Origin of the sequence: Streptomyces sp. NPDC047081 (genome assembly GCF_040643775.1) — a bacterium.
GTDB lineage: Bacteria > Actinomycetota > Actinomycetes > Streptomycetales > Streptomycetaceae > Streptomyces.
On the sequence record NZ_JBEYUY010000026.1, the window covers coordinates 109,029 to 128,898 of the forward strand.

Sequence of the window (19,870 nt, forward strand, 5' to 3'; positions counted from 1 at the left end):
GCCGCCATGCCCACGAGGATCCTCCCGGCAGTCGGCGACGCGGACGCCGTACGGTCCATCACGACGCTGCTCAGCCAGCTCCCGGACGCCGAGCCGGTGACGCCGGTCGTGGACTCCACCCAGCTCGTCGACACCCTCGCGCGGCTGGCCGCCGAGTCCGTCGACGAACTGCCCGAGGTCGTCGTCGTCCACGAACGCATCGGCCCGGTCCCGGCCCTGGAGCTCATCCGCGAAGTCGCCCTGCGCTTCCCGGCCGTGGGCGTCATCCTCGTCACCTCCGACGCGAGCCCCGGCCTCTTCCAGGCGGCCATGGACTACGGCGCCCGCGGCCTGGTCGCCCTGCCGCTGAGTTACGAGGAGCTCGCGAGCCGCGTCCAGGCGGTCGCCCAGTGGTCGGTGGGCGTACGGCGGCACCTCGGCGCGGGCGCCGGCCTCGACGTGTTCACCGGCGTCGGCGGCACCGTCGTCACCGTGAGCGGCGCGAAGGGCGGGGTCGGAGCGACCCTCACCGCGATCCAGCTGGCCCTGGCCGCGCAGGCCTCCGGGCGCAGCGCGGCCGTGGTCGACATGGACCTGCAGACCGGCGACGTGGCCTCCTACCTGGACGTCCAGTTCCGCCGCTCGGTCGTCGACCTGGCCGCCATCACCGACATCTCCCCGCGGGTGCTGGCCGACGCGGTCTACCGGCACGACACCGGCGTCGCGCTGCTGCTCGCGCCGGGCGAGGGCGAGCGCGGCGAGGAGGTCACCGACCGGGCCGCCCGGCAGATCGTCAGCGCCCTGCGCTCCCGCTACGAGGTCGTGGTCGTCGACTGCGGGGCGCAGCTGAGCGGCGCGGGCGCGGCGGCCGTGGAGATGGCGGACCTGGCCCTGCTGGTCACCACCCCGGACGTGCTCGCCGTGCGCGGCGCCAAACGGACCGTGCGCATGTGGGACCGGCTGCAGATCCGCAAGGCGGAGGAGACCACGGTGGTCGTCAACCGCTTCTCGCGCGGCTCCGAGATCCAGCCCCCGCTGATCCAGAAGATCACCGGCACGGCGGTGGCCGCGACCGTGATCCCGGCGAACTTCAAGGAGCTGCAGGGCGCGGTCGACGCGGGCCGCATCCACGAACTGGACAACAAGGGCACGGTGAAGCAGGCCCTGTGGGGGCTGGCGGCCGAACTGGGCCTGGTCAGGACGGCCGAGGGAGCGGCCCAGCGCGGCGGCCGGTTCCGCGGCGACCGGGGCGCGGTGAGCTTCCGGCGCCGACGGGAGCTCGGGCCGTGAGGGCGCCGGGGGCGATACGGCGCCGCGACGACGGCCAGGTCACGATCGAGTTCCTCGGCATGACCCCGCTGATCATCGTCACGCTGGTGCTGCTGTGGCAGTTCGTGCTGGCGGGATACACGTACACGCTCGCGGGGAATGCTGCCGACGAGGCGGTACGGGCGGGCACGGCGGCCGAGCCGGGGGAGCGAGCCGCCGCCTGCGAACAGGCCGCGCTGAAGGAGCTGTCGGCCGCGTGGAGGGACGATGCCACCGTGACCTGTGGGGGGACCGGCTATGTCACCGCCGACGTACACCTCAAGGTGCCCGTCCTCTTCCCCGGCGCCATCGCCTTCCCGTTCACGGTCGACGCCCACGCCGGCGCCGTAGAGGAGGCGAAGTGAGATGTCGTACGACATCGAAGAGCGCCCCGAGAGGCCGGGCCGCCGTGGGCGCCGGGACCGGGGGCAGGTCGCCATCGAGTATCTCGGGTTCATCCCGGTGCTGCTCCTGGTCGCGCTGGCCGGGGTGCAGTTGGGGCTGATCGCCTACGCCGCCCAGCAGGCCGGCACGGCGGCGCGGGCCGGGGCGCGCAGCGCGTCCCTGGAGCGGGACTACGCGGCGGACTGCGCGAACGCGGTCAGTCTGGACGCCACCTGCGACCGGGCGGACCTGGGCACCGAGGTGCAGGTCACCTCGCACGTCCGTATCCCCGTGCTGTTCCCGGGACTCGGCGACTACCAGGCCAGCAAGACCGCGGTCATGCCGCTCGACCACTGAGCACAGCGAGGAGCACCATGAGCCTGCGGGCACGCATCAACTCCCCGGAGGAGAACGGCCACCGGGGCGAGGACGGCCACCTGGTCGCCTCCTACCGGGCCAAGCTCCTGGAGGAGATCGACCTCGCGGAGATGTCCTCGCTGGCCGCCGCCGAGCGCCGGGCGCGTCTGGAGCGCGTCCTCGGCCACATCATCAGCCGCGAGGGCCCGGTCCTGTCGACCGTCGAACGCTCCCAGCTCATACGCCGGGTGGTCGACGAGGCACTCGGCCTCGGCATCCTCGAACCCCTCCTCGAAGACGCGTCGATCACCGAGATCATGGTCAACGGCCCCGACGCGATCTTCGTCGAGCGGGGCGGCCGCGTGGAACAGCTGCCCCTCCGCTTCGCCTCCCACGACCAGCTGATGCAGACCATCGAACGCATCGTCTCCACGGTCAACCGCCGCGTGGACGAGTCGAATCCGATGGTCGACGCCCGCCTCCCGTCCGGCGAACGCGTCAACGTCATCATCCCGCCGCTGTCCCTGACCGGCGCGACCCTCACCATCCGCCGCTTCCCGCGCTCCTTCACGCTCCAGGAGATGATCGGCCTCGGCTCGCTCGACGAACCCGTCCTCTACCTGCTCGCGGGGCTCGTGCAGGCCCGTTTCAACGTGATCGTGTCCGGCGCGACCGGCACCGGGAAGACGACACTCCTCAACGCCCTCTCCGGCCTCATCCCGGAGGGCGAGCGGATCATCACCATCGAGGACTCCGCCGAACTCCAGCTCCAGCAGTCCCACGTCGTCCGGCTTGAGGCCCGCCCGCCGAACGTCGAGGGCCAGGGCCGGATCACCATCCGCGACCTGGTCCGCAACTCCCTGCGGATGCGCCCCGACCGCATCGTCGTCGGTGAGGTCCGCGGCGGCGAGTCCCTCGACATGCTCCAGGCCATGTCCACCGGCCACGACGGCTCCCTCGCCACCGTGCACGCCAACAGCGCCGAGGACGCCCTGATGCGCCTGCAGACCCTCGCCTCGATGTCCGACGTCGAGGTCCCGTTCGTGGCCCTGCACGACCAGATCAACAGCGCCGTCGACGTCATCATCCAGCTCACCCGGTTCGCCGACGGCATGCGCCGCATCACCGAGATCGCCCTCCTCGACAGCCACGGCGGAGAGCCGTACCGCCTCGCGACCGTCGCCCGTTTCAACGCCCAGCCGATGACCCCCGACGGCCGCATCCACGGCGCCTTCCAGCACTTCCCGCTCACCCGCCGCACCGCCGACCGCCTCTTCATGGCCAACCAGCCCGTCCCGCAGGCCTTCGGCGTCGCCCAGTCCACCCACCAGCTCGCCCTCCGAGAAGCCAGGTAGTCCCCATGGAGCTGCACACCCTCGTCCAACTCACCACCGGCATAACGCTGCTGACCTGCGTCCTCGCCGTCGCCGGCCTGCACGCCTACGCCGCGGGCCGGGCCGAGCGGGCGGCACTCATCGAGCGGCTCTCGCAGACCGGCCAGATCACGTCCGGCCGCCGCGCCCGCCGCTTCCGCAAGCTGGACCGGCGACTGCGCCGCACCAAGGCCGGCAAGAAGCTGGAGCTGAGGCTCGCGGCGACCGGACTCGACGTCACCCCGGGCGAGTTCTTCGTCTACATGCTCGCCACCGTCGCCGCCCTCTGGCTCGTCGGCCAGGCCTCCCTCGCGCCCTTCTTCGGCCCGATCGCCGGCCTGCTGGGCGTCTGGGCGGCGCTGCAGTTCCTCAACTGGCAGCGCCAGAAGCGCATCGAGAAGTTCATCAACCAACTCCCCGAACTCGCCCGCATCCTGGCCAACGCCACCCAGGCCGGACTCGCCCTGCGCACCGCCATCAGCATGGCCGCCGAGGAGATGGAGGCCCCGGCCGGCGAGGAGCTGGAGAAGGTCGCCAACCAGCTGGCGATCGGCCAGTCCATGGACGACGCGCTGGGCGACCTCGCCGACCGGCTGCCCTCGCGCGAACTGGTCGTCCTGGTCACCACGCTGGTCCTCTCCAACCGGGCCGGCGGCCAGGTCGTCGGCGCGCTGCGCAACCTCACCGAGACGCTGGAGGAACGCAAGGAGACCCGGCGCGAGATCCGCACCCAGCTCGCCCAGGTCAACATGACCGCGTACGCCGTGCCGGTCATGGGCGTGGGCGCCCTGTTCCTGATGGACGGCGTCAAGGAAGGGGCCCTGGACCGGATGACCGGTTCCCCGATCGGCCAGGCCTGCGTGCTCATCGCCTTCGGGCTCTACGCGGTCGGCTTCTTCCTCATCCGCCGCATGTCCCGCATCGACGTCTGAGGAAGGAGGAAACCGACATGGCACTGCTGCTCGCCCTCGCGATGGGCCTCAGCGTCTGGGGCGTCTTCGCCGGCATCCGCATGTACCGGTCCGAGGCCAAGCTGCCCAGCGACCTGGTCCTCGCCCTGGAGGTCGGCGCCACCCGCACCGGCGCCGTCGACTCCCTCATCGACCGCATGGGCATGCGCTACGCCCCCGCGGTCCTGCGCATCATGGGCCCCAAGATGGTCGCCAAGTACCGCCGCAAGATCGACCTGGCGGGCAACCCCGGCGGCCTCACCATCGACCGCTACGCGGCCCGCCGAGCGGTCTACGGCTTCCTCGGCGCGGTCGGCTTCCTGGTCTTCCTGATGCGCGGCCAGTACTTCGTGGCCCTTCTCCTCCTCGCGTTCGGCGCGTTCTGGACGGAGGTCGGCATCTGGGCGGCGATCCGCATCCGCAAGGACGTGATCGAGCGGACGCTCCCCGACTTCCTCGACGTACTCGCCGTCGTCGTCAGCGCCGGCCTCGGCTTCCGCCAGGCCCTCGACCGCGTGGCCACCCGCTACGAGGGCCCGTGGGCCGACGAACTCCGCATCACCCTGCGCCAGATGGACCTCGGCATGAGCCGCCGCCAGGCCTTCGCGGAACTGCGCCGGCGCAACGACTCCGAGCAGGTGGCCATGTTCGTCACCGCCCTCCAGCAGGGCGAGGAACTCGGCGCCCCCATCGTCGACACCCTCGTCTCGCTGGCCAAGGACATGCGCCGCACGGACGCCCAGAACGCCCGCCGCAAGGCCGCGCGGGCCGTACCCCGGGCCACCCTCATGATCACCACGTTCATGGTCCCGGCCACCCTGCTCCTGCTCGGCGCGGGACTGCTGCTCGGCTCGGGCACCGACTTCGGCACGATCACGGGCAAGTAGACGGAGGAGGGCGACGACCATGGCGACGACGAGGGAAGTCAGCGGGCTGCTGTGGCGCCGCCCGAAGCCGCCCGAGATCACCACCCCGCCGGCCGGCACGATCCTCCCGGACCACGCCCGAACGGGCGCCCCCGACGTCCCGGTGACCTCGGTGACACCGGCACTGCCACCGGGCTGGGTACCGGCGGACGTTCCGCAACGGCAGCCGCTGCCGGGGGTGCCGCGGCAGGGGACACGGGCGGCGGAGCCGACGGCGGCCGACCGGGCTCCCGTCCTGGAGACCCCACAGGAACCCCCGGCGCCGAAGCCGAAGAGCGTGCCCGAACCGACCAGGAGGAGGCTGAGGCTGCCCAAGCGGCCCTTCAGGCTCAGCAAAGGGCAGGCGCCCGAGGCCCCGACCATCCCCCTCCAGATCAACGCCCTCCAGGCCATGTGCCGCCAGGTCTTCGCCTTCCGCCTGGCGATGATCGCGCTCGCGGCCCCCGCAGCCCTCCTCAACGCCGCCCCCGGCGTGCCCACCCGTCTGGTCGGCGCCGCCGTGGTCGTCACGTTCATGGGCTCGTACGTCCTCTACCGCGACTGGGAACGCTTCGGCCCCCTCCTCCTGCGCCACCCCACCCTTCTCGCGGCGGACACCCTGTTCGGCTCCCTGCTCCTGATCTCGGCGGGCCCGGACACCACCCTCGCCTACGTCGGCGTCTGCACCCCGCTGCTCGCGGGCATCGTCTACAGCTGGCGCGGCGCGGCCTGCTTCGCGTCCCTCCAGTCCCTGATCCTCCTCCTGGTCTACGCGACCAGGCACGACCTGCACGGAAACCTGGCCGAGTCGCTCCTCCTCCCCGGCCTCTGTGTCATCGCCGGCGCCGTGGGCTCGTCTCTCCGGGGCCTGATGCTCCGCTTCGGCACCGCGACCCAGGCCCTCACCCAGGTCCAGGCCCGCCTGGCGGTCACCGAGGCGGTCAGCGCCGAACGCGCCCGCCTGGCCCGCGAGATGCACGACTCGGTGGCCAAGACCCTGCACGGAGTGGCCCTGGCCGCGGACGGCCTCGCGGCCTCGGCGGACGCCGACCGCATCGACGCGCCCCTGATCAGACAGCAGGCCGAACTGGTGTCCCGCTCAGCCCGCCGCGCGGCCGCCGAGTCCCGCGAACTCCTCACCGACCTCCGCCGCGAACACGACCCGGACCACGGCACGGACGTGCTGACCGAACTGGCGTCCCACACAGCCGACTTCACCACCCGCACGGGCCTCCCTACCACCTACCGCCCGACGGGGGAGCCCCCAGCCCCTCAGCTGCTTCCCCCGGCCGTGGCGCGCCAGCTCCTCACGATCGCCGCGGAAGCCCTGGAGAACGCCCACCGCCACGCGGAGGCGACCCGAGCAGAGGTCACCGCCGGAGTCCAGAACGGCCTCCTGACCATCACCGTCCACGACGACGGCCGCGGCCTGCCTCCCGGAACGACCCTCGAACAACTGCGCCGCGAGGGCCACTTCGGCCTGGTCGGCATGGTCGAGCGCGCGGCCTCGGTGGGCGCCCGAATCCGCATCGGCCGCGGCGCCCACCCCCGCGGCACGGAGGTCCACCTAGAACTGCCGCTCGCGGCCCTTCGCACCACGGCCCCGGCATGAGTACGACGACTTCACCGCCCCCGACGCTCAACTCCCCCCACACCGACGAGAGGAGGCCGCCGATGCCGGACCCGACCAGTCCCCACCCCGGCTCCCCGCAGCCACCGCCACCGAACCCCTTCGAGGACTTCCCGCCGCCCGCACCGGCGACCCCCCTCCGCGTGGTGGTGGCCGACGACAACCCGGTGGTCCGGGCAGGCCTGACGGCCCTCCTCTCCGGCCGAGCGGACATAACAGTCGTGGCGGAGGCGGCGGACGGCCGTGAGGCCTACGAGGCGACGAACCACCACCACCCCGACGTCGTCCTGCTGGACGTCCGCATGCCCGGCGTCGACGGCATCTCCGCGCTGCCCTACCTGGCGCCGCTCGCGCCGGTCGTGATGCTCACGTACAGCAGGGAGTCGCAGATCGTCCAGGAGGCCCTGCGCCGGGGAGCCGGCGGCTACCTGGTCCACGGCGAGTTCACGGCGGACCAACTGGTGGCGGCGGTACGGGACATCACGGCAGGCCGGCCCCACTTCACACCCACGGCGGCAGGAGCACTGCTGGCCCAGCTGCGGGAGACGCCAGCAGGCGCCGGCACGACATTGCCCGAAGATCTCGGAAGTGCAACTGCACACAAACAAGATCCCCCAACACCCCGCTCAGAAGGCATTTTTATGAAAGGCCTTTCGCGATTGCAACCAGATGTGGGACAGTCGTGGAGACTCAGTACGAGGGAGGCGGAGATCATGGACCTCATCGCGTCCGGCATGAACAACCAGCAGATCGCCGCCACCTGCTTCATCAGCGAGAAGACGGTCAAGAACCACATCAACCGCATCTTCGCCAAGCTCCACAGCACCAGCCGCTCCGAGGCAACGGCCAAATGGCTCGGCACCGCGCCGCGCCCGGACCGAGGGCTGGGGTGAGCCGCGGTGAGGGGGCGGGAGTCGGGCCGGGCCTCGAATTGGGCCCGGATTTGGGCCCAGGGGCCCTCGGGGGCCCAGGACGCGGCGCCTTACGGTGCCCGGGTCGGAAGCGAACCCGGAGGGAAGCGCCATGAGCGACCTGATGCTGAAGAAGGCCGTCGCGGCCAAGGTGCGCGTGAACGGCTGGAAGAACACGACGGCCGAGGCGATGCGCAGGCGCGCGGGGGACAAGGGGCAGACGGCGGTCGAGTACCTGGGGATCATCGCGGTGGTCGTGGCGATCGTGCTGGCCATCACCGGCACGGACATCGGCCAGACGATCCTCGACAAGATCAAGGCGAAGATCGCCGAGATCACCTGAGGCCGTCGCGCAGGTTCAGTGACGCAGGGCAGGCTTTCCCCATCTACATCACGGTGGTGGCGGGCCTGCTCTTCCTTGCGTTCGCCTACTTCGCGGTCGGCCAGGCCGCGGTCAACCGGAACGGTGCACAGACGGCCGCCGACGCGGCAGCGCTGGCGGCGGCACAGAAGACCCGGGACCAACTCGCAGGTGACTGGGTCGACGACGTACTCGACCCGACCAAATGGCAGGACATCTTCGACGGGATCGGAGCGGTCGACGGTTGCGACCGTGCCGGTCAGCTCGCCGCTCAGAACGACGCGACGCTCGATTCCTGCAATCCGGGCAGTCTGCGTTACGACGTCGAGGTGACGACCAACAAGACGGTCGGGGAGTCGGTCGTCCCCGGTACGGAGAACATCAAGTCGGACGCCTCCGCCACCGCCGTGATCGAGCCGCTGTGCACATTCGAATCGCCGGGCGAGGACGGCGTGCTGCCGCAGCTCACCTGCAAGGACAAGACCTGGGACCTGGACCCGGACGATCTCGCCGATCTCCCGGAACCGCAGGACCTCTTCGACGTCCACCTGGCCGACTGACAAGCGAACGACGAGTGGAGAAGGAAACAGAGAGATGAGCATTCGGTTCACTGCGAAGGCCCGCAGGGGGATGGTCGTGCTGACCGTTGCGGCTGGTCTGGCCCTCGGGGTGACCGGCTGCGGCTCTGGCGGTGGCGACGACAAGAAGCCGGACACGTCGGCCTCCGCGTCCAAGGAGAGCGGGTCCGAGCCGAGCACTCAGGAGGGGCAGTCGGAGGAGCCGCTCGCCGAACTCAAGGGCCCGCAGAACCTGCTGCTCCAGATCACCTCGGCCAAGCGCGACTCCGGCGGGTTCGTCACGGTGAACGGAATCATCAAGAACGACGGTGGCAGCACCGCCGTGATCCCCTCCAACCTGAGCGGCAACGAGACCGAGATCATCAAGAACGGAAGCTCGCTCGGAGGCGCCACCCTCGTCGACTCCAAGGGGAAGAAGCGCTACTACGTCCTGCGTGACACGGACGGCCGCCCCCTGACCACAACCGGCCTGCCGACCCTGAAGTCCGGTGAGTCCATCCCGGTGTTCATGCAGTTCCCGTCACCACCGACCAGCACCACGGAGGTCGACTTCCAGCTGCCGGGCTTCGCCACCGCCACCATCCAGATCTCCGGGTGAGGCCCACCGTGACCACTCCACGCCTCCCCCTGGCCCTCACGGCCGCCGCCCTCCTGATCGCCACGAACCTGGTCGGCGTCACGACGGCCCGTGCCGACGAGACGCCCACCCCCCTCCCCCCGGACACGGAGGCCTCCGCGGCTGCCCCCGTGAAGGTGGACCCGAACGACCCCGACCTCAAGCTCCCCGAGGGCGCCACGCTCGCCGACCCGAAGGTGCTGGACATCAAGTCGGTCGTAGAGGACCAGTCCGGCGACGAACGCCGCGAGGACACCAACACCAGCGTCACCTTCGCGCTCCAGGCCGAGGTCCTCTTCAGCAAGGACAGCGCGAAACTGAGCGCCGAGGCGAAGGCCCGTATCGCGGCGATCGCCGAGGAAATCAAAAAGCAGAACGCGACCCAGGTCCGAGTCTTCGGCTTCACCGACAACCTAGGCTCCTCGGCCCACGGCGACGTCCTGTCCAAGCAACGAGCCGACGCGGTACAGGGAGTCCTGGACCAGGACCTGAACGACCCCGACATCACCTTCGAGGTCCGCGGCTACGGCGAGCAGTACCCCATCGCCGACAACTCCACGGAAGCGGGCCGCAAGAAGAACCGCCGAGTGGAGGTCACGTTCCCCCGGACGGAGAGCTGAGCACCTCGACCTCCACCCGCACCCCGACCCCCAGCCCCCACCCCTCCATCGCCCCGGCCGCCGCCTCCAGCACATGCCGGGCCCGCAGCCGAGGCAGCCCCAGGCGCCCCGGCTTCATGGTGCGTACGGCGACGACCTTCAGGCGGCGGTCGAGGTAGGCGACATCAATCGGAATCCGCATACGGAAGGTGTGCACGCTGTTGGCGGGGGACAGGAGCAGCGCGCCCTCGACCGCGTCGCGCCCGAGCAACCCCTTCGTACGGGCCCGATAGGAGCCGGCGATCTCCAGCGGAACCGAAACCGCAGAGGAGCCCTCCCCGGGAAGCACCACCAGCGTGCCCCGCCCGTCCCGCCATCTCCGCCCCATCCCGGCCCCGCCTCCCGCATCCGCCACACCGGCCCGTCAGTCACCTCAACAGAACGTATCCGCACGCGTAGCGTGGACGCCGCCGACCCCGAGGACCGTCCGACTTCCGAAGCGAGGCCGCCGATGCCGAAGATCGTCCTGATGATGTCCGTGTCCCTGGACGGCTACATCGAGGGCCCCGGCCACGACCTCGGCTGGCACCGGGTCGACGAGGAACTCCACCGGCACATGAACGACACCGTCCGCCGCTTCGGCGGCCTGCTCAGCGGCCGTCGCGTCCACGAGAACATGGCCGCCTTCTGGCCCACGGCCGACGCCGACCCCGACGCCTCGCCCGCCACCGTCGAATTCGCCGGGATCTGGCGTGAGATCCCGAAGGTCGTCTACTCCCGCACCCTGGAGAAGGCCGACTGGAACACGACGGTGGTACGGGAGGTCATACCCGAGGAAGTACGGGCGCTCAAGGAGGCGGCCACCGGCGACCTGGGGCTCGGCGGGTCGGAGGTGGCCGGCGAGTTCCTCCGCCTCGGCCTCGTCGACGAGTTCCGGACCTACGTCCACCCCGCACTCGTCGGCCACGGCACCCGCCTCTTCCCCGAGGCAGACATCGCCGCCTCCCTCGACCTGATCGAGAGCCACACCTTCTCCAACGGCGTCGTCCTGCTCCGCCACGACCGCCGGGCCGACTGACGACCCACACCCCCATAAAGACGTTGAACGGCCGCGACCACCCGGGTAGACAGGGGCCCATGACTGGACTCGGCGCGGTGTTCCGACCCCAACTCCCTCCCGAGCGGCTCCGCGAGGTCGCCCGGCTCGCCGACGAGAGCGGTCTGGAGGAGCTCTGGCTCTGGGAGGACTGCTTCCGCGAGGGCGGCATCTCCACGGCCGCGGCCGCCCTGGCCTGGACCGAACGGGTACGCATCGGCGTGGGCCTGCTCCCCGTACCCCTGCGCAACGTCGCCATCACCGCGATGGAGACGGCCGCACTGCACCGCATGTTCCCGGGCCGCCCGGTGATCGCCGTCGGACACGGCGTACAGAGCTGGATGGCCCAGGTCGGCGCCCGCGTCGAATCCCCGCTCACCCTCCTCCGGGAACACCTCCAAACCCTCCGGGCCCTGCTGCGCGGCGAGCACCTCACGATCACCGACGGCCGTTACGTCCATCTCGACGGCGTAGCCCTCGACTGGCCCCCCGCCGACCCGACCCCCGTCCCCGTCCTGGCCGGCGCCACGGGCCCCCGCTCCCTCCGCCTCTCCGGCGAGGCCGCCGACGGCACGCTCCTCACGGCCTCCACCACGCCCGACGGCGTGCGCAAGGCCCGCCAACTCATCGACGAGGGCCGGAAGTCGGCGGGCCGCACCGACCCGCACGAGATCATCGTCTACCTCCTCACCGCCACCGGCCCCGACGCCCCCGCCCGCCTACGCGCCGAACTGGCCGAAGAGGGCCTGGCAGACACCCCCGACCTGGGCGTCGCCGGAGACGCGGCCACCGTAGCCAAGGCCGTCCAACGCCTGGCCGAGGCCGGCGCGGACCGAGTGATCCTCCAGCCCACAGGCGACGACCCCGACCCCGAGGCCTTCGTCCGCTTCACGGCCCAGGAAGTCCGCCCCCTGGTGCCGTAACGGATGGAGAACCGCCCCCGGCATTGGACTGCAAGCGTCGGCACCACCGGCCGGCGGCCGCCCACGCACGGGAGCGGGTTGGGGCGGTACGGCGCAACCCGCCGCGTACATGGCAGTAGCGCAGGCCCACCCCTCGAAGAAACAACAACCCCGTAGGCGGCGGGTTCGCCGTACCGCCCCAACCCCGACCCACAAGCCACCCCTGCGAGGCCCACCGATGCCCACCTTCGAATCCCTGGTCGCCGAGGGCGCCGCCGTCCCCACCGAAGGCTGGGACTTCTCCTGGTTCAAGGGCCGCGCCACGGAGGAACGCCCGTCCTGGGGCTACGCCGTCACCCTCGCCGACCGCCTGACGCGGGCCACCGCAGCCCTGGACGTACAGACCGGCGGCGGCGAGGTCCTCGACTTCGCCCTCGCCCGCGCCCCCAAGACCCCCGCCCTCACCGCCGCCACAGAAGGCTGGCCCCCGAACGTCGCCAAGGCCACCGCCCTCCTCCGCCCCCGCGGCACCGTGGTGGTCGCCGCCCCCGAAAACGCCCCCCTCCCCTTCGCGGACGCCACCTTCGACCTGGTCAGCAGCCGCCACCCGGTCACCCCGCACTGGCCGGAGCTCACCCGCGTCCTCCAGCCCGGCGGCACGTACTTCGCCCAGCACGTCGGCCCGAGCAGCGTCTACGAACTCGTCGAGTACTTCCTCGGCCCCCAGCCGGACGCCTCCCGCAACGCCCGCCACCCCGACCATGAGCGCGCCGGCGCCGAAGCCGCCGGCCTGGAGATCGTCGACCTGCGCGCCGAACGCCTCCGCATCGAGTTCCACGACATCGCGGCGGTCGTCCACTTCCTCCGCAAGGTGATCTGGATGGTCCCCGGCTTCACCCCCGAGGCGTACGAGCCCCAACTCCGCGCCCTGCACGAACAGATCGAGAAAACAGGCCCCTTCATCGCACACAGCACCCGCCACCTCATCGAGGCCCGCAAGCGATAGCAGTACAAGCACCCCCATCAAGCATGCGGTCCTGCCGCCACCTCCCCCACCACCAACTCCGCCTCGGCCTCCAGCACTTCCCCAACCCGCTCCACCTGCGCCAACAACTCCCGCTCCTGCGACGCCCCGAGCCGCCCCAACGGCTCCACCGTCACCGTCATACGCCGCCCCCGCCGCCGCTGATGCCACACCCCCGCGACCACCCCGTCGACCAGCAGCACCGGATAGTTCCCGGCCTGCCCCCGAGCCAGCGCCCGCCGGTACGCGTCCCCCGGAAACAACAGCTCCCGAGGCTGCGCGGCGATCCCGTACGCATCGAAATAGGGAAGCAGCCGCACCCCGCGCACACCCCCACCCCCACCCCCAGCCCCACCCCCCTCCGGGAACCCCGTGTCCCCCGAGACGACCCACCACCCCGCCTCCCCCTCGAACACGACCTCCTCGATCACGCCCTCCCCGGCCAGCCGCCCGAACAGCTCCACCGCCCAACCCCCGCCCGCGGCCAGCCACTTCGCGAAACCGCGCGGCGTGGCCGGCCCGTAAGCACGCAGATACCGCCGGACCAGCTCCCGCACGGCCTCCTCCGCCGGCATCGGCGTGAAGCGCGGCGGCCGGGTGTACGTCACCTTCCGCCCCCGATCCGGCCCGAAGCACAGCGCCCCGGACTGCCCGGCCCGGTGCATCACCTGCCGCCACCGCGGCCACATCCCCTGGAACGCGGGCATCACCAGATCCCCGGCCCAGGAACCGACCCGGGCGACGACTTCCTCGCTCAGCTCGTCGATCGTCAGGCAGACCCCGTCGAGCGCGTCCCCGTCGAGCGCGTCCCCGATCGCCGCCACGATCTCCCGCGCCTGCTCCTCGCTCACCCGGACCCCCGCCGCGAACGGACTCGCCCCCGACGGCACGGCGGGCAACGCGGCGCACCACAGCGGAAGTTCGGCGGCCGGCAGCAGATGCACGGTCCCGCGCGGTCCGTATGTCTTCACCAGAGTGCGCCGGCCCCAGAGCGCGTCCCGCACCCCGGCCCGCGTCACCCCGACCGCCCGCACGCCGACCGACAGCTCGGCCGCGGACAGCACCTGCGCATGCGCGCCGAGCATCGCGCCGACGATTTCGGCGACCTCCGTGTCCTCGTCGGCGGGATTGGCCAGGAACTGCCGTTCCAACCGGCGTGCACTGGCCTCGTTCCACGTGATCCCCAGAGTCATGGACCGACCGTAGAACCCAATGAGGACAGATCATGTCCTAGATCACTCAGGCGCGCCGCAACCCCGCACGCGCAAGGGTTTCCACATTGTTATCCACAGAAGTCGCATCCAGCCCCGCGCGTCACGTAAGTTCAGACCAAGGTAATTCGCGTAAGCAAAGCTGCGCGGCGGCACCGCGCAGAGGAGGGGGCTGCGCGGTGCCGTTTTTACGCGCCCATGGCCCACGGCGACGTCAAGCGGACGTTCGCCACTCCCGTCACCCGCCCGGGGGACCCGCGGACAACTCGCCAAGCAAGGCCTCAGAACCGTCATACCCTCCGGATCGCTCCGCATCCCGCACGTTTCCCCTGGGAATCCGCTGTGATCCGGCCAGGAATCCGCCATGAAATGCCCTCCGGACGACCACCGCCGCGTCGCCGTTCGATTCCGGAGAGTAGTTGTGGCACGCCGATGCACGCAGCATCACTTACGAAGGGTTATGGTGGAAACCCCCCCTCGGGCCGGTCCGTCTCCCCCCCACGGACCGGCCCGTTTTTTGTGCCCGGGACGACCCCGGTACGCTCCCGGCACGGGGACCGCAGACACACGGAGGGGCGGACATTCAAGTGAACCTGCGCGACAAGCTGCGCGGCCTGCTGGTCAGGCTGTACGCACGCCGGGTGGAAGGCCACCTGGACCACGCTCAGGTGCCCAAGCACATCGGCGTCATCATGGACGGCAACCGACGCTGGGCGAAGGCCGCGGGTTCGACCACCGTGCACGGCCACCGCGCCGGCGCCGAGAAGATCGAGGAGTTCCTCGGCTGGTGCTCCGAGACGGACGTCGAGGTCGTCACCCTGTGGCTGCTGTCGACGGACAACTTCGACCGCCCGCAGGAGGAACTCGGCCCCCTGCTCGGCATCATCGAGGACGTCGTGCGCACCCTCGCCGCGGACGGCCGCTGGCGCGTGCACCACGTCGGCACCCCCGACCTCCTGCCCTCGCAGATGCAGAACGCCCTGAAGGAGGCCGAGGAGTCCACCGCGGCCATCGACGGGATACTGGTCAACGTCGCCATCGGGTACGGCGGCCGCCAGGAGATCGCCGACGCCGTGCGCTCGATGATCCTGGACGCCCAGGACAAGGGCACCTCGATGGAGGAGCTCGCCGACTCCGTCAGCGTCGACCTCATCGGCCGCCACCTCTACACCGGCGCCCAGCCCGACCCGGACCTGGTCATCCGCACCAGCGGCGAGCAGCGGCTGTCCGGATTCATGCTGTGGCAGACGGCCCACTCGGAGTACTACTTCTGCGAGGTCTTCTGGCCGGCCTTCCGCAAGGTCGACTTCCTGCGCGCCCTGCGCGACTACGCGGCGCGACACCGGCGTTACGGCGGCTGAGCACAGAACCCGCCGTCTACCCCATTTGGGACGGAAGTAACAAGGAGTTCACCAGGGCGCCGTCATATGCGTCGGCATGGCACCGCATGTTCGAGGGCATAAGCCAGACAGGTCGATGCCCGAACCACGGGTGTCGGATCTCAGCGGACGGCACGGGGCCGTCCGCCCGGGAGGCCCTTTGCACCAGCCCGATCGTGCGGTCACAGCACGGACGAAAAGGCGGAGGGCCGGTTCCCGGCCCGTGCAAACGGGCCGTCGACCGGCCCAGCTCCACTCCGTCGCTCCCCGACCTCATCCGAGGGGGTACGTCCTTCCGTGGTGACCAGCACAAAGCGCCACAAGCCAGACCGGCGCACCTATGTTCTCGACACCAGCGTCCTGCTGGCCGACCCGAACGCCCTGAGCCGCTTCGACGAGCACGAGGTCGTGCTCCCCATCGTCGTGGTCACGGAGCTGGAGGCCAAAAGGCACCATCCCGAGCTCGGCTACTTCGCCCGGCAGGCCCTGCGTCTGCTCGACGAGTTCCGGGTCAGGCATGGCCGCCTCGACGCCCCCATCCCGATCGGCGAACTCGGCGGCACCGTCCGTGTCGAGCTCAACCACTCGGACCCCAGCGTTCTGCCGACCGGCTACCGCCTGGGGGACAACGACTCCCGCATCCTCGCGGTCGCCCGCAATCTGCAGGCCGAGGGGTTCGACGTCACCGTCGTGTCGAAGGACCTCCCGCTCAGGATCAAGGCCTCCTCCGTCGGTCTCCTCGCCGAGGAGTACCGCGCCGAGCTCGCCATCACGGACTCCTCCGGCTGGACCGGCATGTCCGAACTCACCCTGGGCGCCGAACAGGTGGACATCCTCTTCGAGGAAGGGCACCTGTACGTCCCCGAGGCGAGCGAGCTGCCGGTGCACACCGGTCTGACGATCCACTCCGAGCGCGGCAAGGCGCTCGGCCGGGTCACGGCCGAGGGCAACATCCGGCTGGTGCGCGGCGACCGTGAGGCCTTCGGCATCAAGGGCCGCAGCGCCGAGCAGCGGATCGCGCTCGATCTGCTCCTCGACCCGGACGTCGGGATCGTGTCGATGGGAGGCCGGGCCGGCACCGGCAAGTCGGCGCTCGCGCTGTGCGCCGGTCTGGAGGCGGTCCTGGAGCGCCGCCAGCACCAGAAGGTGATGGTCTTCCGTCCGCTCTACGCGGTGGGCGGGCAGGAGCTCGGCTATCTGCCCGGCTCCGAGGCCGAGAAGATGAGCCCCTGGGCGCAGGCGGTCTTCGACACGCTGTCCGCGGTCACCAGCCGCGAGGTCATCGAGGAGGTCACCGCGCGCGGCATGCTCGAGGTCCTTCCCCTCACCCACATCCGCGGACGCTCGCTGCACGACGCGTTCGTGATCGTGGACGAGGCGCAGTCACTGGAACGGAATGTACTTCTCACCGTTCTGTCCCGAATCGGCGCGAATTCACGGGTCGTTCTGACCCATGACGTGGCCCAGCGGGACAATCTGCGCGTCGGTCGCTACGACGGTGTGGTCGCCGTCGTGGAGAAGCTGAAGGGGCATCCGCTCTTCGCGCACGTCACGCTGACGAGGTCCGAGCGCTCGCAGATCGCGGCCCTGGTGACCGAAATGCTCGAAGACGGCCAGATCTAACCAAATCCGCCCGATTCGGCAGGAGTTGGCGCCGTCCCGCAAAGGCCTAGAGCCTAGTGGGGCGGCGCTTTCGCGTGTTGCGGTTTGCCAAAATCCCCTGGACCAAACGGGATGTGAGCTTTCACACGCAACTCAGAATTGCCACCCGGCGTCCAGGTGCGGCAGAGTCTCACTCCTGTCAGGCCCCGCATACGACACACCTGTACCCCCAGCGGTACGGAACAACAGCAGCACCACCGCTAACTCCATAGCGTCGTCGTATGCCGCCCGAGTACCACGCGGCGCTTCCCGCAAGGGAGTTGCCCACCGGGCCCGTGTCTCCCGTGACCCCGTAGTTGGGAGGCCAGCGTCAGGGGCACGATTGCGTCCGCCAGGGTCACCGAAGCGGGCGATGCTGGAAGGAAACCGTGTGAGCCGGATTTCGGTCCGGGGATTCGCAGTGGCCTCGGCCACCGCGGTCACCGCCGTCGGAAGCGTCGTCGGAGTTGCCTCGGGCAGCGTCGCGCAGAACAACGACGCCGAGGCGACGGCAGCCGACACCACGCTGCTCGCGGACATACCCACGGGCCAGCAGGCCCAGGTGCAGACCGCGTCCCTGACGCAGCAGGCCGACGCTCAGGCCATCCAGGCTGACGCGAGCGCCAAGAAGGACGCCGAGGCAGCAGCCCGCAAGGCCGCCGCCGACACCGCGGTCGCCAAGAAGGCCGCGGCCGAGAAGGCGGCCAAGGAGGCCAAGGAGCGCGCCGAGGCGAAGGCCGCCGCCAGCCGCAGCTCCGCGGACTTCCCGGTGCAGAGCTCGTACTCCGTCGCCGAGATCCAGTCGATGGCCCGGCAGATGGTGCCGAGCGGCCAGTTCCAGTGCTTCAGCAACATCGTGGACCACGAGTCCAGCTGGAACTACCACGCGGTCAACGCCTCCTCCGGCGCCTACGGTCTCTTCCAGGCCCTGCCCGCCAGCAAGTACTCGTCCGCCGGCTCCGACTGGCAGACGAACCCGGCCACGCAGATCAAGTGGGGCCTCAACTACATGAACAGCCGCTACGGCAGCCCGTGCGAGGCCTGGTCCTTCTGGTCGGCCAACCACTGGTACTAGACGCTCCGCTGGGTGCGGCCGCTATGCGGCTGCGGGTGGTCCGTGGCTGGTCGCGCAGTTCCCCGCGCCCCTGAAGGGGCGCTCCAGCCGGCCTTCTCAACCTTCAACAGCCCCTCCCCGTCCTAGGGGGAGGGGCTGTTGCCATGTACGGTCGGACGCGGACGGCTCCAGGGGGAGGGAGTCGTGGCCAGCACCCGGGGACGCGGGGGAAGAGGACGGATCATGTCGCGAGTGCCAGGGTGGCTCGGCCGGATCGGCGCCGGGCTCACCGAGGTGAGTGAGCGGTTGGACGAGCGCCGCGCCGAGGTGGCCCGCGAGGAGTCCGAGGTCGGCCCACCGCCCCGCAAACCCCGCCCCGCCCCGCCCGCGCCGCCCGAGGACCAGGCCCCCGTCGCCGACGAGGCGCCCCGCACCCCGGCTCCCGTCCTGCCGCCCCGCCCCGACCCCGCCCAGGCGGTCCCCTGGGGCGTACGCGTCGCCGCCGAGGCCGGCTGGCGCCTCCTCGTGCTCGCCGGCACGGTCTGGGTCCTGATGCGGGTCATCAGCAGCGTCCAGCTCGTCGTCTTCGCCTTCGTGGTCGCCCTCCTCATCACCGCCCTGCTCCAGCCGACGGTGGCCCGCCTCAAGGGTTACGGCGTCCCGCGCGGCCCCGCGACCGCGCTCACCGCGATCCTCGGCTTCGTCGTACTCGGCCTGATCGGCTGGTTCGTGACCTGGCAGGTCATGGAGAACATCGACACGCTCTCCGACCAGATCCAGAACGGCATCGACGACCTGCGCGACTGGCTCCTGAAGAGCCCCTTCCACGTCACCGACAAACAGATCAACCAGATCGCGAAGAACCTGCGCGACGCGGTCGGCGCCAACACGGACCAGATCACCTCCGCGGGCCTGGAGGGCGTCCAGGTGGTCGTGGAGGCCCTCACCGGCATCCTGTTGACCTTCTTCTCCACGCTCTTCCTGCTCTACGACGGCGAGCGCATCTGGCAGTGGACCCTGAAGCTGGTCCCCGCCGCCGCCCGCCCCGGTGTCGCCGGCGCCGGCCCGCGCGCCTGGCGCACCCTCACCGCCTACGTCCGCGGCACGGTGATAGTCGCCCTGATCGACGCCATCTTCATCGGCCTGGGCATCTACTTCCTCGACGTCCCGATGGCCGTCCCGCTGGCCGTCTTCATCTTCCTGTTCTCCTTCATCCCCCTGGTCGGCGCGGTGGCCTCCGGCGCCCTGGCGGTGGTCGTGGCCCTGGTGACCCAGGGCGTCTTCACCGCGGTGATGACCCTGGTCGTGGTCCTGCTGGTCCAGCAGATCGAGGGCCACATCCTCCAGCCCTTCATCCTCGGCCGAGCGGTCCGGGTCCACCCCCTCGCGGTGGTCCTGTCGGTGGCGGCGGGCGGCATGGTGGCGGGAATCGGCGGCGCGGTGGTGGCCGTACCGCTGGTTGCGGTGTCGAACACGGTGGTCGGCTACCTGAGGGCCTACGACGAGGAACGCCAACTGGCGAACGCAGGGGAGTATCCAGCACAGGACGAGCCTGCCTGAACCCGTCGGCCAATCGGTCAAATGAGCGCCGAACAAAGCGAATTGAAAGGAA

21 protein-coding genes are annotated in these 19,870 nt (G+C 70.6%); 19 read left to right on the forward strand and 2 right to left on the reverse strand.

The window, feature by feature from the left end:
* Positions 1–6: 6 nt before the first annotated feature.
* The 12 genes from ABZ848_RS37050 (at position 7) to ABZ848_RS37105 (ending at position 9,972) form a co-directional block, all read left to right on the forward strand.
* Entirely contained in the window at positions 7–1,269 is a 1,263-nt protein-coding gene (locus ABZ848_RS37050) for an AAA family ATPase (RefSeq protein WP_360839088.1), read from the forward strand.
* 59 nt (positions 1,270–1,328) lie between these two features.
* Positions 1,329–1,652: a pilus assembly protein gene (locus ABZ848_RS37055; protein ID WP_360839182.1), complete on the forward strand. Its 324-nt coding sequence runs from the start codon at positions 1,329–1,331 to the stop codon at positions 1,650–1,652.
* Position 1,653: 1 nt separating this feature from the next.
* Entirely contained in the window at positions 1,654–2,028 is a 375-nt protein-coding gene (locus tag ABZ848_RS37060) for a TadE/TadG family type IV pilus assembly protein (RefSeq protein ID WP_360839090.1), read from the forward strand.
* Positions 2,029–2,045: 17 nt separating this feature from the next.
* A complete protein-coding gene (locus ABZ848_RS37065; protein WP_360839092.1) occupies positions 2,046–3,383 on the forward strand; it encodes a CpaF family protein in 1,338 nt (445 codons plus the stop codon).
* Between the two features lie 5 nt (positions 3,384–3,388).
* Entirely contained in the window at positions 3,389–4,333 is a 945-nt protein-coding gene (locus ABZ848_RS37070; RefSeq protein ID WP_360839094.1) for a type II secretion system F family protein, read from the forward strand.
* Positions 4,334–4,350: 17 nt separating this feature from the next.
* On the forward strand, positions 4,351–5,238 hold the full coding sequence (locus tag ABZ848_RS37075) for a DUF5936 domain-containing protein (RefSeq protein WP_360839096.1): 888 nt from the start codon (positions 4,351–4,353) through the stop codon (positions 5,236–5,238).
* Between the two features lie 19 nt (positions 5,239–5,257).
* A complete protein-coding gene (locus tag ABZ848_RS37080) occupies positions 5,258–6,868 on the forward strand; it encodes a histidine kinase (RefSeq protein ID WP_360839098.1) in 1,611 nt (536 codons plus the stop codon).
* A gap of 62 nt (positions 6,869–6,930) precedes the next feature.
* On the forward strand, positions 6,931–7,779 hold the full coding sequence (locus tag ABZ848_RS37085) for a response regulator transcription factor (RefSeq protein WP_360839100.1): 849 nt from the start codon (positions 6,931–6,933) through the stop codon (positions 7,777–7,779).
* A gap of 130 nt (positions 7,780–7,909) precedes the next feature.
* Positions 7,910–8,140, forward strand: a complete 231-nt coding sequence (locus ABZ848_RS37090; protein WP_360839101.1) for a hypothetical protein — start codon at positions 7,910–7,912, stop codon at positions 8,138–8,140.
* Positions 8,137–8,718: a pilus assembly protein TadG-related protein gene (locus tag ABZ848_RS37095; RefSeq protein WP_360839184.1), complete on the forward strand. Its 582-nt coding sequence runs from the start codon at positions 8,137–8,139 to the stop codon at positions 8,716–8,718. Before ABZ848_RS37090 ends, ABZ848_RS37095 begins: the two co-directional genes overlap by 4 nt.
* A gap of 34 nt (positions 8,719–8,752) precedes the next feature.
* A complete protein-coding gene (locus tag ABZ848_RS37100; protein ID WP_360839103.1) occupies positions 8,753–9,334 on the forward strand; it encodes a hypothetical protein in 582 nt (193 codons plus the stop codon).
* Between the two features lie 8 nt (positions 9,335–9,342).
* Positions 9,343–9,972 (forward strand): OmpA family protein, encoded by a 630-nt coding sequence (locus ABZ848_RS37105; protein WP_360839105.1) that lies wholly within the window; start codon positions 9,343–9,345, stop codon positions 9,970–9,972.
* On the opposite strand, the gene ABZ848_RS37110 is transcribed toward ABZ848_RS37105, so the two are convergent.
* A complete protein-coding gene (locus tag ABZ848_RS37110) occupies positions 9,947–10,339 on the reverse strand; it encodes a DUF192 domain-containing protein (RefSeq protein WP_360839106.1) in 393 nt (130 codons plus the stop codon). The two genes, ABZ848_RS37105 and ABZ848_RS37110, sit on opposite strands and share 26 nt — an antisense overlap.
* Before the next feature lie 123 nt (positions 10,340–10,462).
* On the opposite strand from ABZ848_RS37110, the gene ABZ848_RS37115 reads away from it, so the two are divergent.
* The 3 genes from ABZ848_RS37115 to ABZ848_RS37125 all read left to right on the forward strand — a co-directional run bounded on the left by ABZ848_RS37115 (position 10,463) and on the right by ABZ848_RS37125 (position 12,955).
* Positions 10,463–11,029: a dihydrofolate reductase family protein gene (locus tag ABZ848_RS37115; RefSeq protein ID WP_360839108.1), complete on the forward strand. Its 567-nt coding sequence runs from the start codon at positions 10,463–10,465 to the stop codon at positions 11,027–11,029.
* A gap of 59 nt (positions 11,030–11,088) precedes the next feature.
* Positions 11,089–11,970 (forward strand): LLM class flavin-dependent oxidoreductase, encoded by an 882-nt coding sequence (locus ABZ848_RS37120; protein WP_360839110.1) that lies wholly within the window; start codon positions 11,089–11,091, stop codon positions 11,968–11,970.
* Between the two features lie 217 nt (positions 11,971–12,187).
* A complete protein-coding gene (locus tag ABZ848_RS37125) occupies positions 12,188–12,955 on the forward strand; it encodes a methyltransferase domain-containing protein (protein ID WP_360839111.1) in 768 nt (255 codons plus the stop codon).
* Positions 12,956–12,972: 17 nt separating this feature from the next.
* Here the strand turns inward: ABZ848_RS37125 and ABZ848_RS37130 are convergent, their stop codons facing one another.
* A complete protein-coding gene (locus ABZ848_RS37130; protein WP_360839113.1) occupies positions 12,973–14,166 on the reverse strand; it encodes a winged helix DNA-binding domain-containing protein in 1,194 nt (397 codons plus the stop codon).
* A gap of 605 nt (positions 14,167–14,771) precedes the next feature.
* On the opposite strand from ABZ848_RS37130, the gene ABZ848_RS37135 reads away from it, so the two are divergent.
* The 4 genes from ABZ848_RS37135 to ABZ848_RS37150 all read left to right on the forward strand — a co-directional run bounded on the left by ABZ848_RS37135 (position 14,772) and on the right by ABZ848_RS37150 (position 19,818).
* Positions 14,772–15,545 carry an isoprenyl transferase gene (locus tag ABZ848_RS37135; protein WP_360839115.1) on the forward strand — a complete coding sequence of 258 codons (774 nt, stop codon included), beginning with the start codon at positions 14,772–14,774 and terminating at the stop codon, positions 15,543–15,545.
* 315 nt (positions 15,546–15,860) lie between these two features.
* A complete protein-coding gene (locus tag ABZ848_RS37140; protein ID WP_242766016.1) occupies positions 15,861–17,186 on the forward strand; it encodes a PhoH family protein in 1,326 nt (441 codons plus the stop codon).
* Positions 17,187–17,595: 409 nt separating this feature from the next.
* The gene (locus ABZ848_RS37145; protein ID WP_242766017.1) at positions 17,596–18,279 is read left to right on the forward strand and encodes a transglycosylase SLT domain-containing protein; all 684 of its coding nucleotides are present in this window, start codon (positions 17,596–17,598) and stop codon (positions 18,277–18,279) included.
* Between the two features lie 222 nt (positions 18,280–18,501).
* Positions 18,502–19,818 (forward strand): AI-2E family transporter, encoded by a 1,317-nt coding sequence (locus ABZ848_RS37150; protein ID WP_360839117.1) that lies wholly within the window; start codon positions 18,502–18,504, stop codon positions 19,816–19,818.
* The last annotated feature ends 52 nt before the right edge of the window (positions 19,819–19,870 follow it).

What these genes read in the sequence shown, in the direction of transcription:
- ABZ848_RS37150 (WP_360839117.1), top strand. Translation starts at nt 18,502, where the DNA reads ATGTCGCGAGTGCCAGGGTGGCTCGGCCGGATCGGCGCCGGGCTCACC.
- ABZ848_RS37065 (WP_360839092.1), top strand. Translation starts at nt 2,046, where the DNA reads ATGAGCCTGCGGGCACGCATCAACTCCCCGGAGGAGAACGGCCACCGG.
- ABZ848_RS37110 (WP_360839106.1), bottom strand. Translation starts at nt 10,339, where the DNA reads ATGGGGCGGAGATGGCGGGACGGGCGGGGCACGCTGGTGGTGCTTCCC.
- ABZ848_RS37090 (WP_360839101.1), top strand. Translation starts at nt 7,910, where the DNA reads ATGAGCGACCTGATGCTGAAGAAGGCCGTCGCGGCCAAGGTGCGCGTG.
- ABZ848_RS37075 (WP_360839096.1), top strand. Translation starts at nt 4,351, where the DNA reads ATGGCACTGCTGCTCGCCCTCGCGATGGGCCTCAGCGTCTGGGGCGTC.
- ABZ848_RS37070 (WP_360839094.1), top strand. Translation starts at nt 3,389, where the DNA reads ATGGAGCTGCACACCCTCGTCCAACTCACCACCGGCATAACGCTGCTG.
- ABZ848_RS37080 (WP_360839098.1), top strand. Translation starts at nt 5,258, where the DNA reads ATGGCGACGACGAGGGAAGTCAGCGGGCTGCTGTGGCGCCGCCCGAAG.
- ABZ848_RS37100 (WP_360839103.1), top strand. Translation starts at nt 8,753, where the DNA reads ATGAGCATTCGGTTCACTGCGAAGGCCCGCAGGGGGATGGTCGTGCTG.
- ABZ848_RS37060 (WP_360839090.1), top strand. Translation starts at nt 1,654, where the DNA reads ATGTCGTACGACATCGAAGAGCGCCCCGAGAGGCCGGGCCGCCGTGGG.
- ABZ848_RS37120 (WP_360839110.1), top strand. Translation starts at nt 11,089, where the DNA reads ATGACTGGACTCGGCGCGGTGTTCCGACCCCAACTCCCTCCCGAGCGG.
- ABZ848_RS37130 (WP_360839113.1), bottom strand. Translation starts at nt 14,166, where the DNA reads ATGACTCTGGGGATCACGTGGAACGAGGCCAGTGCACGCCGGTTGGAA.
- ABZ848_RS37115 (WP_360839108.1), top strand. Translation starts at nt 10,463, where the DNA reads ATGCCGAAGATCGTCCTGATGATGTCCGTGTCCCTGGACGGCTACATC.
- ABZ848_RS37055 (WP_360839182.1), top strand. Translation starts at nt 1,329, where the DNA reads ATGACCCCGCTGATCATCGTCACGCTGGTGCTGCTGTGGCAGTTCGTG.
- ABZ848_RS37085 (WP_360839100.1), top strand. Translation starts at nt 6,931, where the DNA reads ATGCCGGACCCGACCAGTCCCCACCCCGGCTCCCCGCAGCCACCGCCA.
- ABZ848_RS37125 (WP_360839111.1), top strand. Translation starts at nt 12,188, where the DNA reads ATGCCCACCTTCGAATCCCTGGTCGCCGAGGGCGCCGCCGTCCCCACC.
- ABZ848_RS37050 (WP_360839088.1), top strand. Translation starts at nt 7, where the DNA reads ATGCCCACGAGGATCCTCCCGGCAGTCGGCGACGCGGACGCCGTACGG.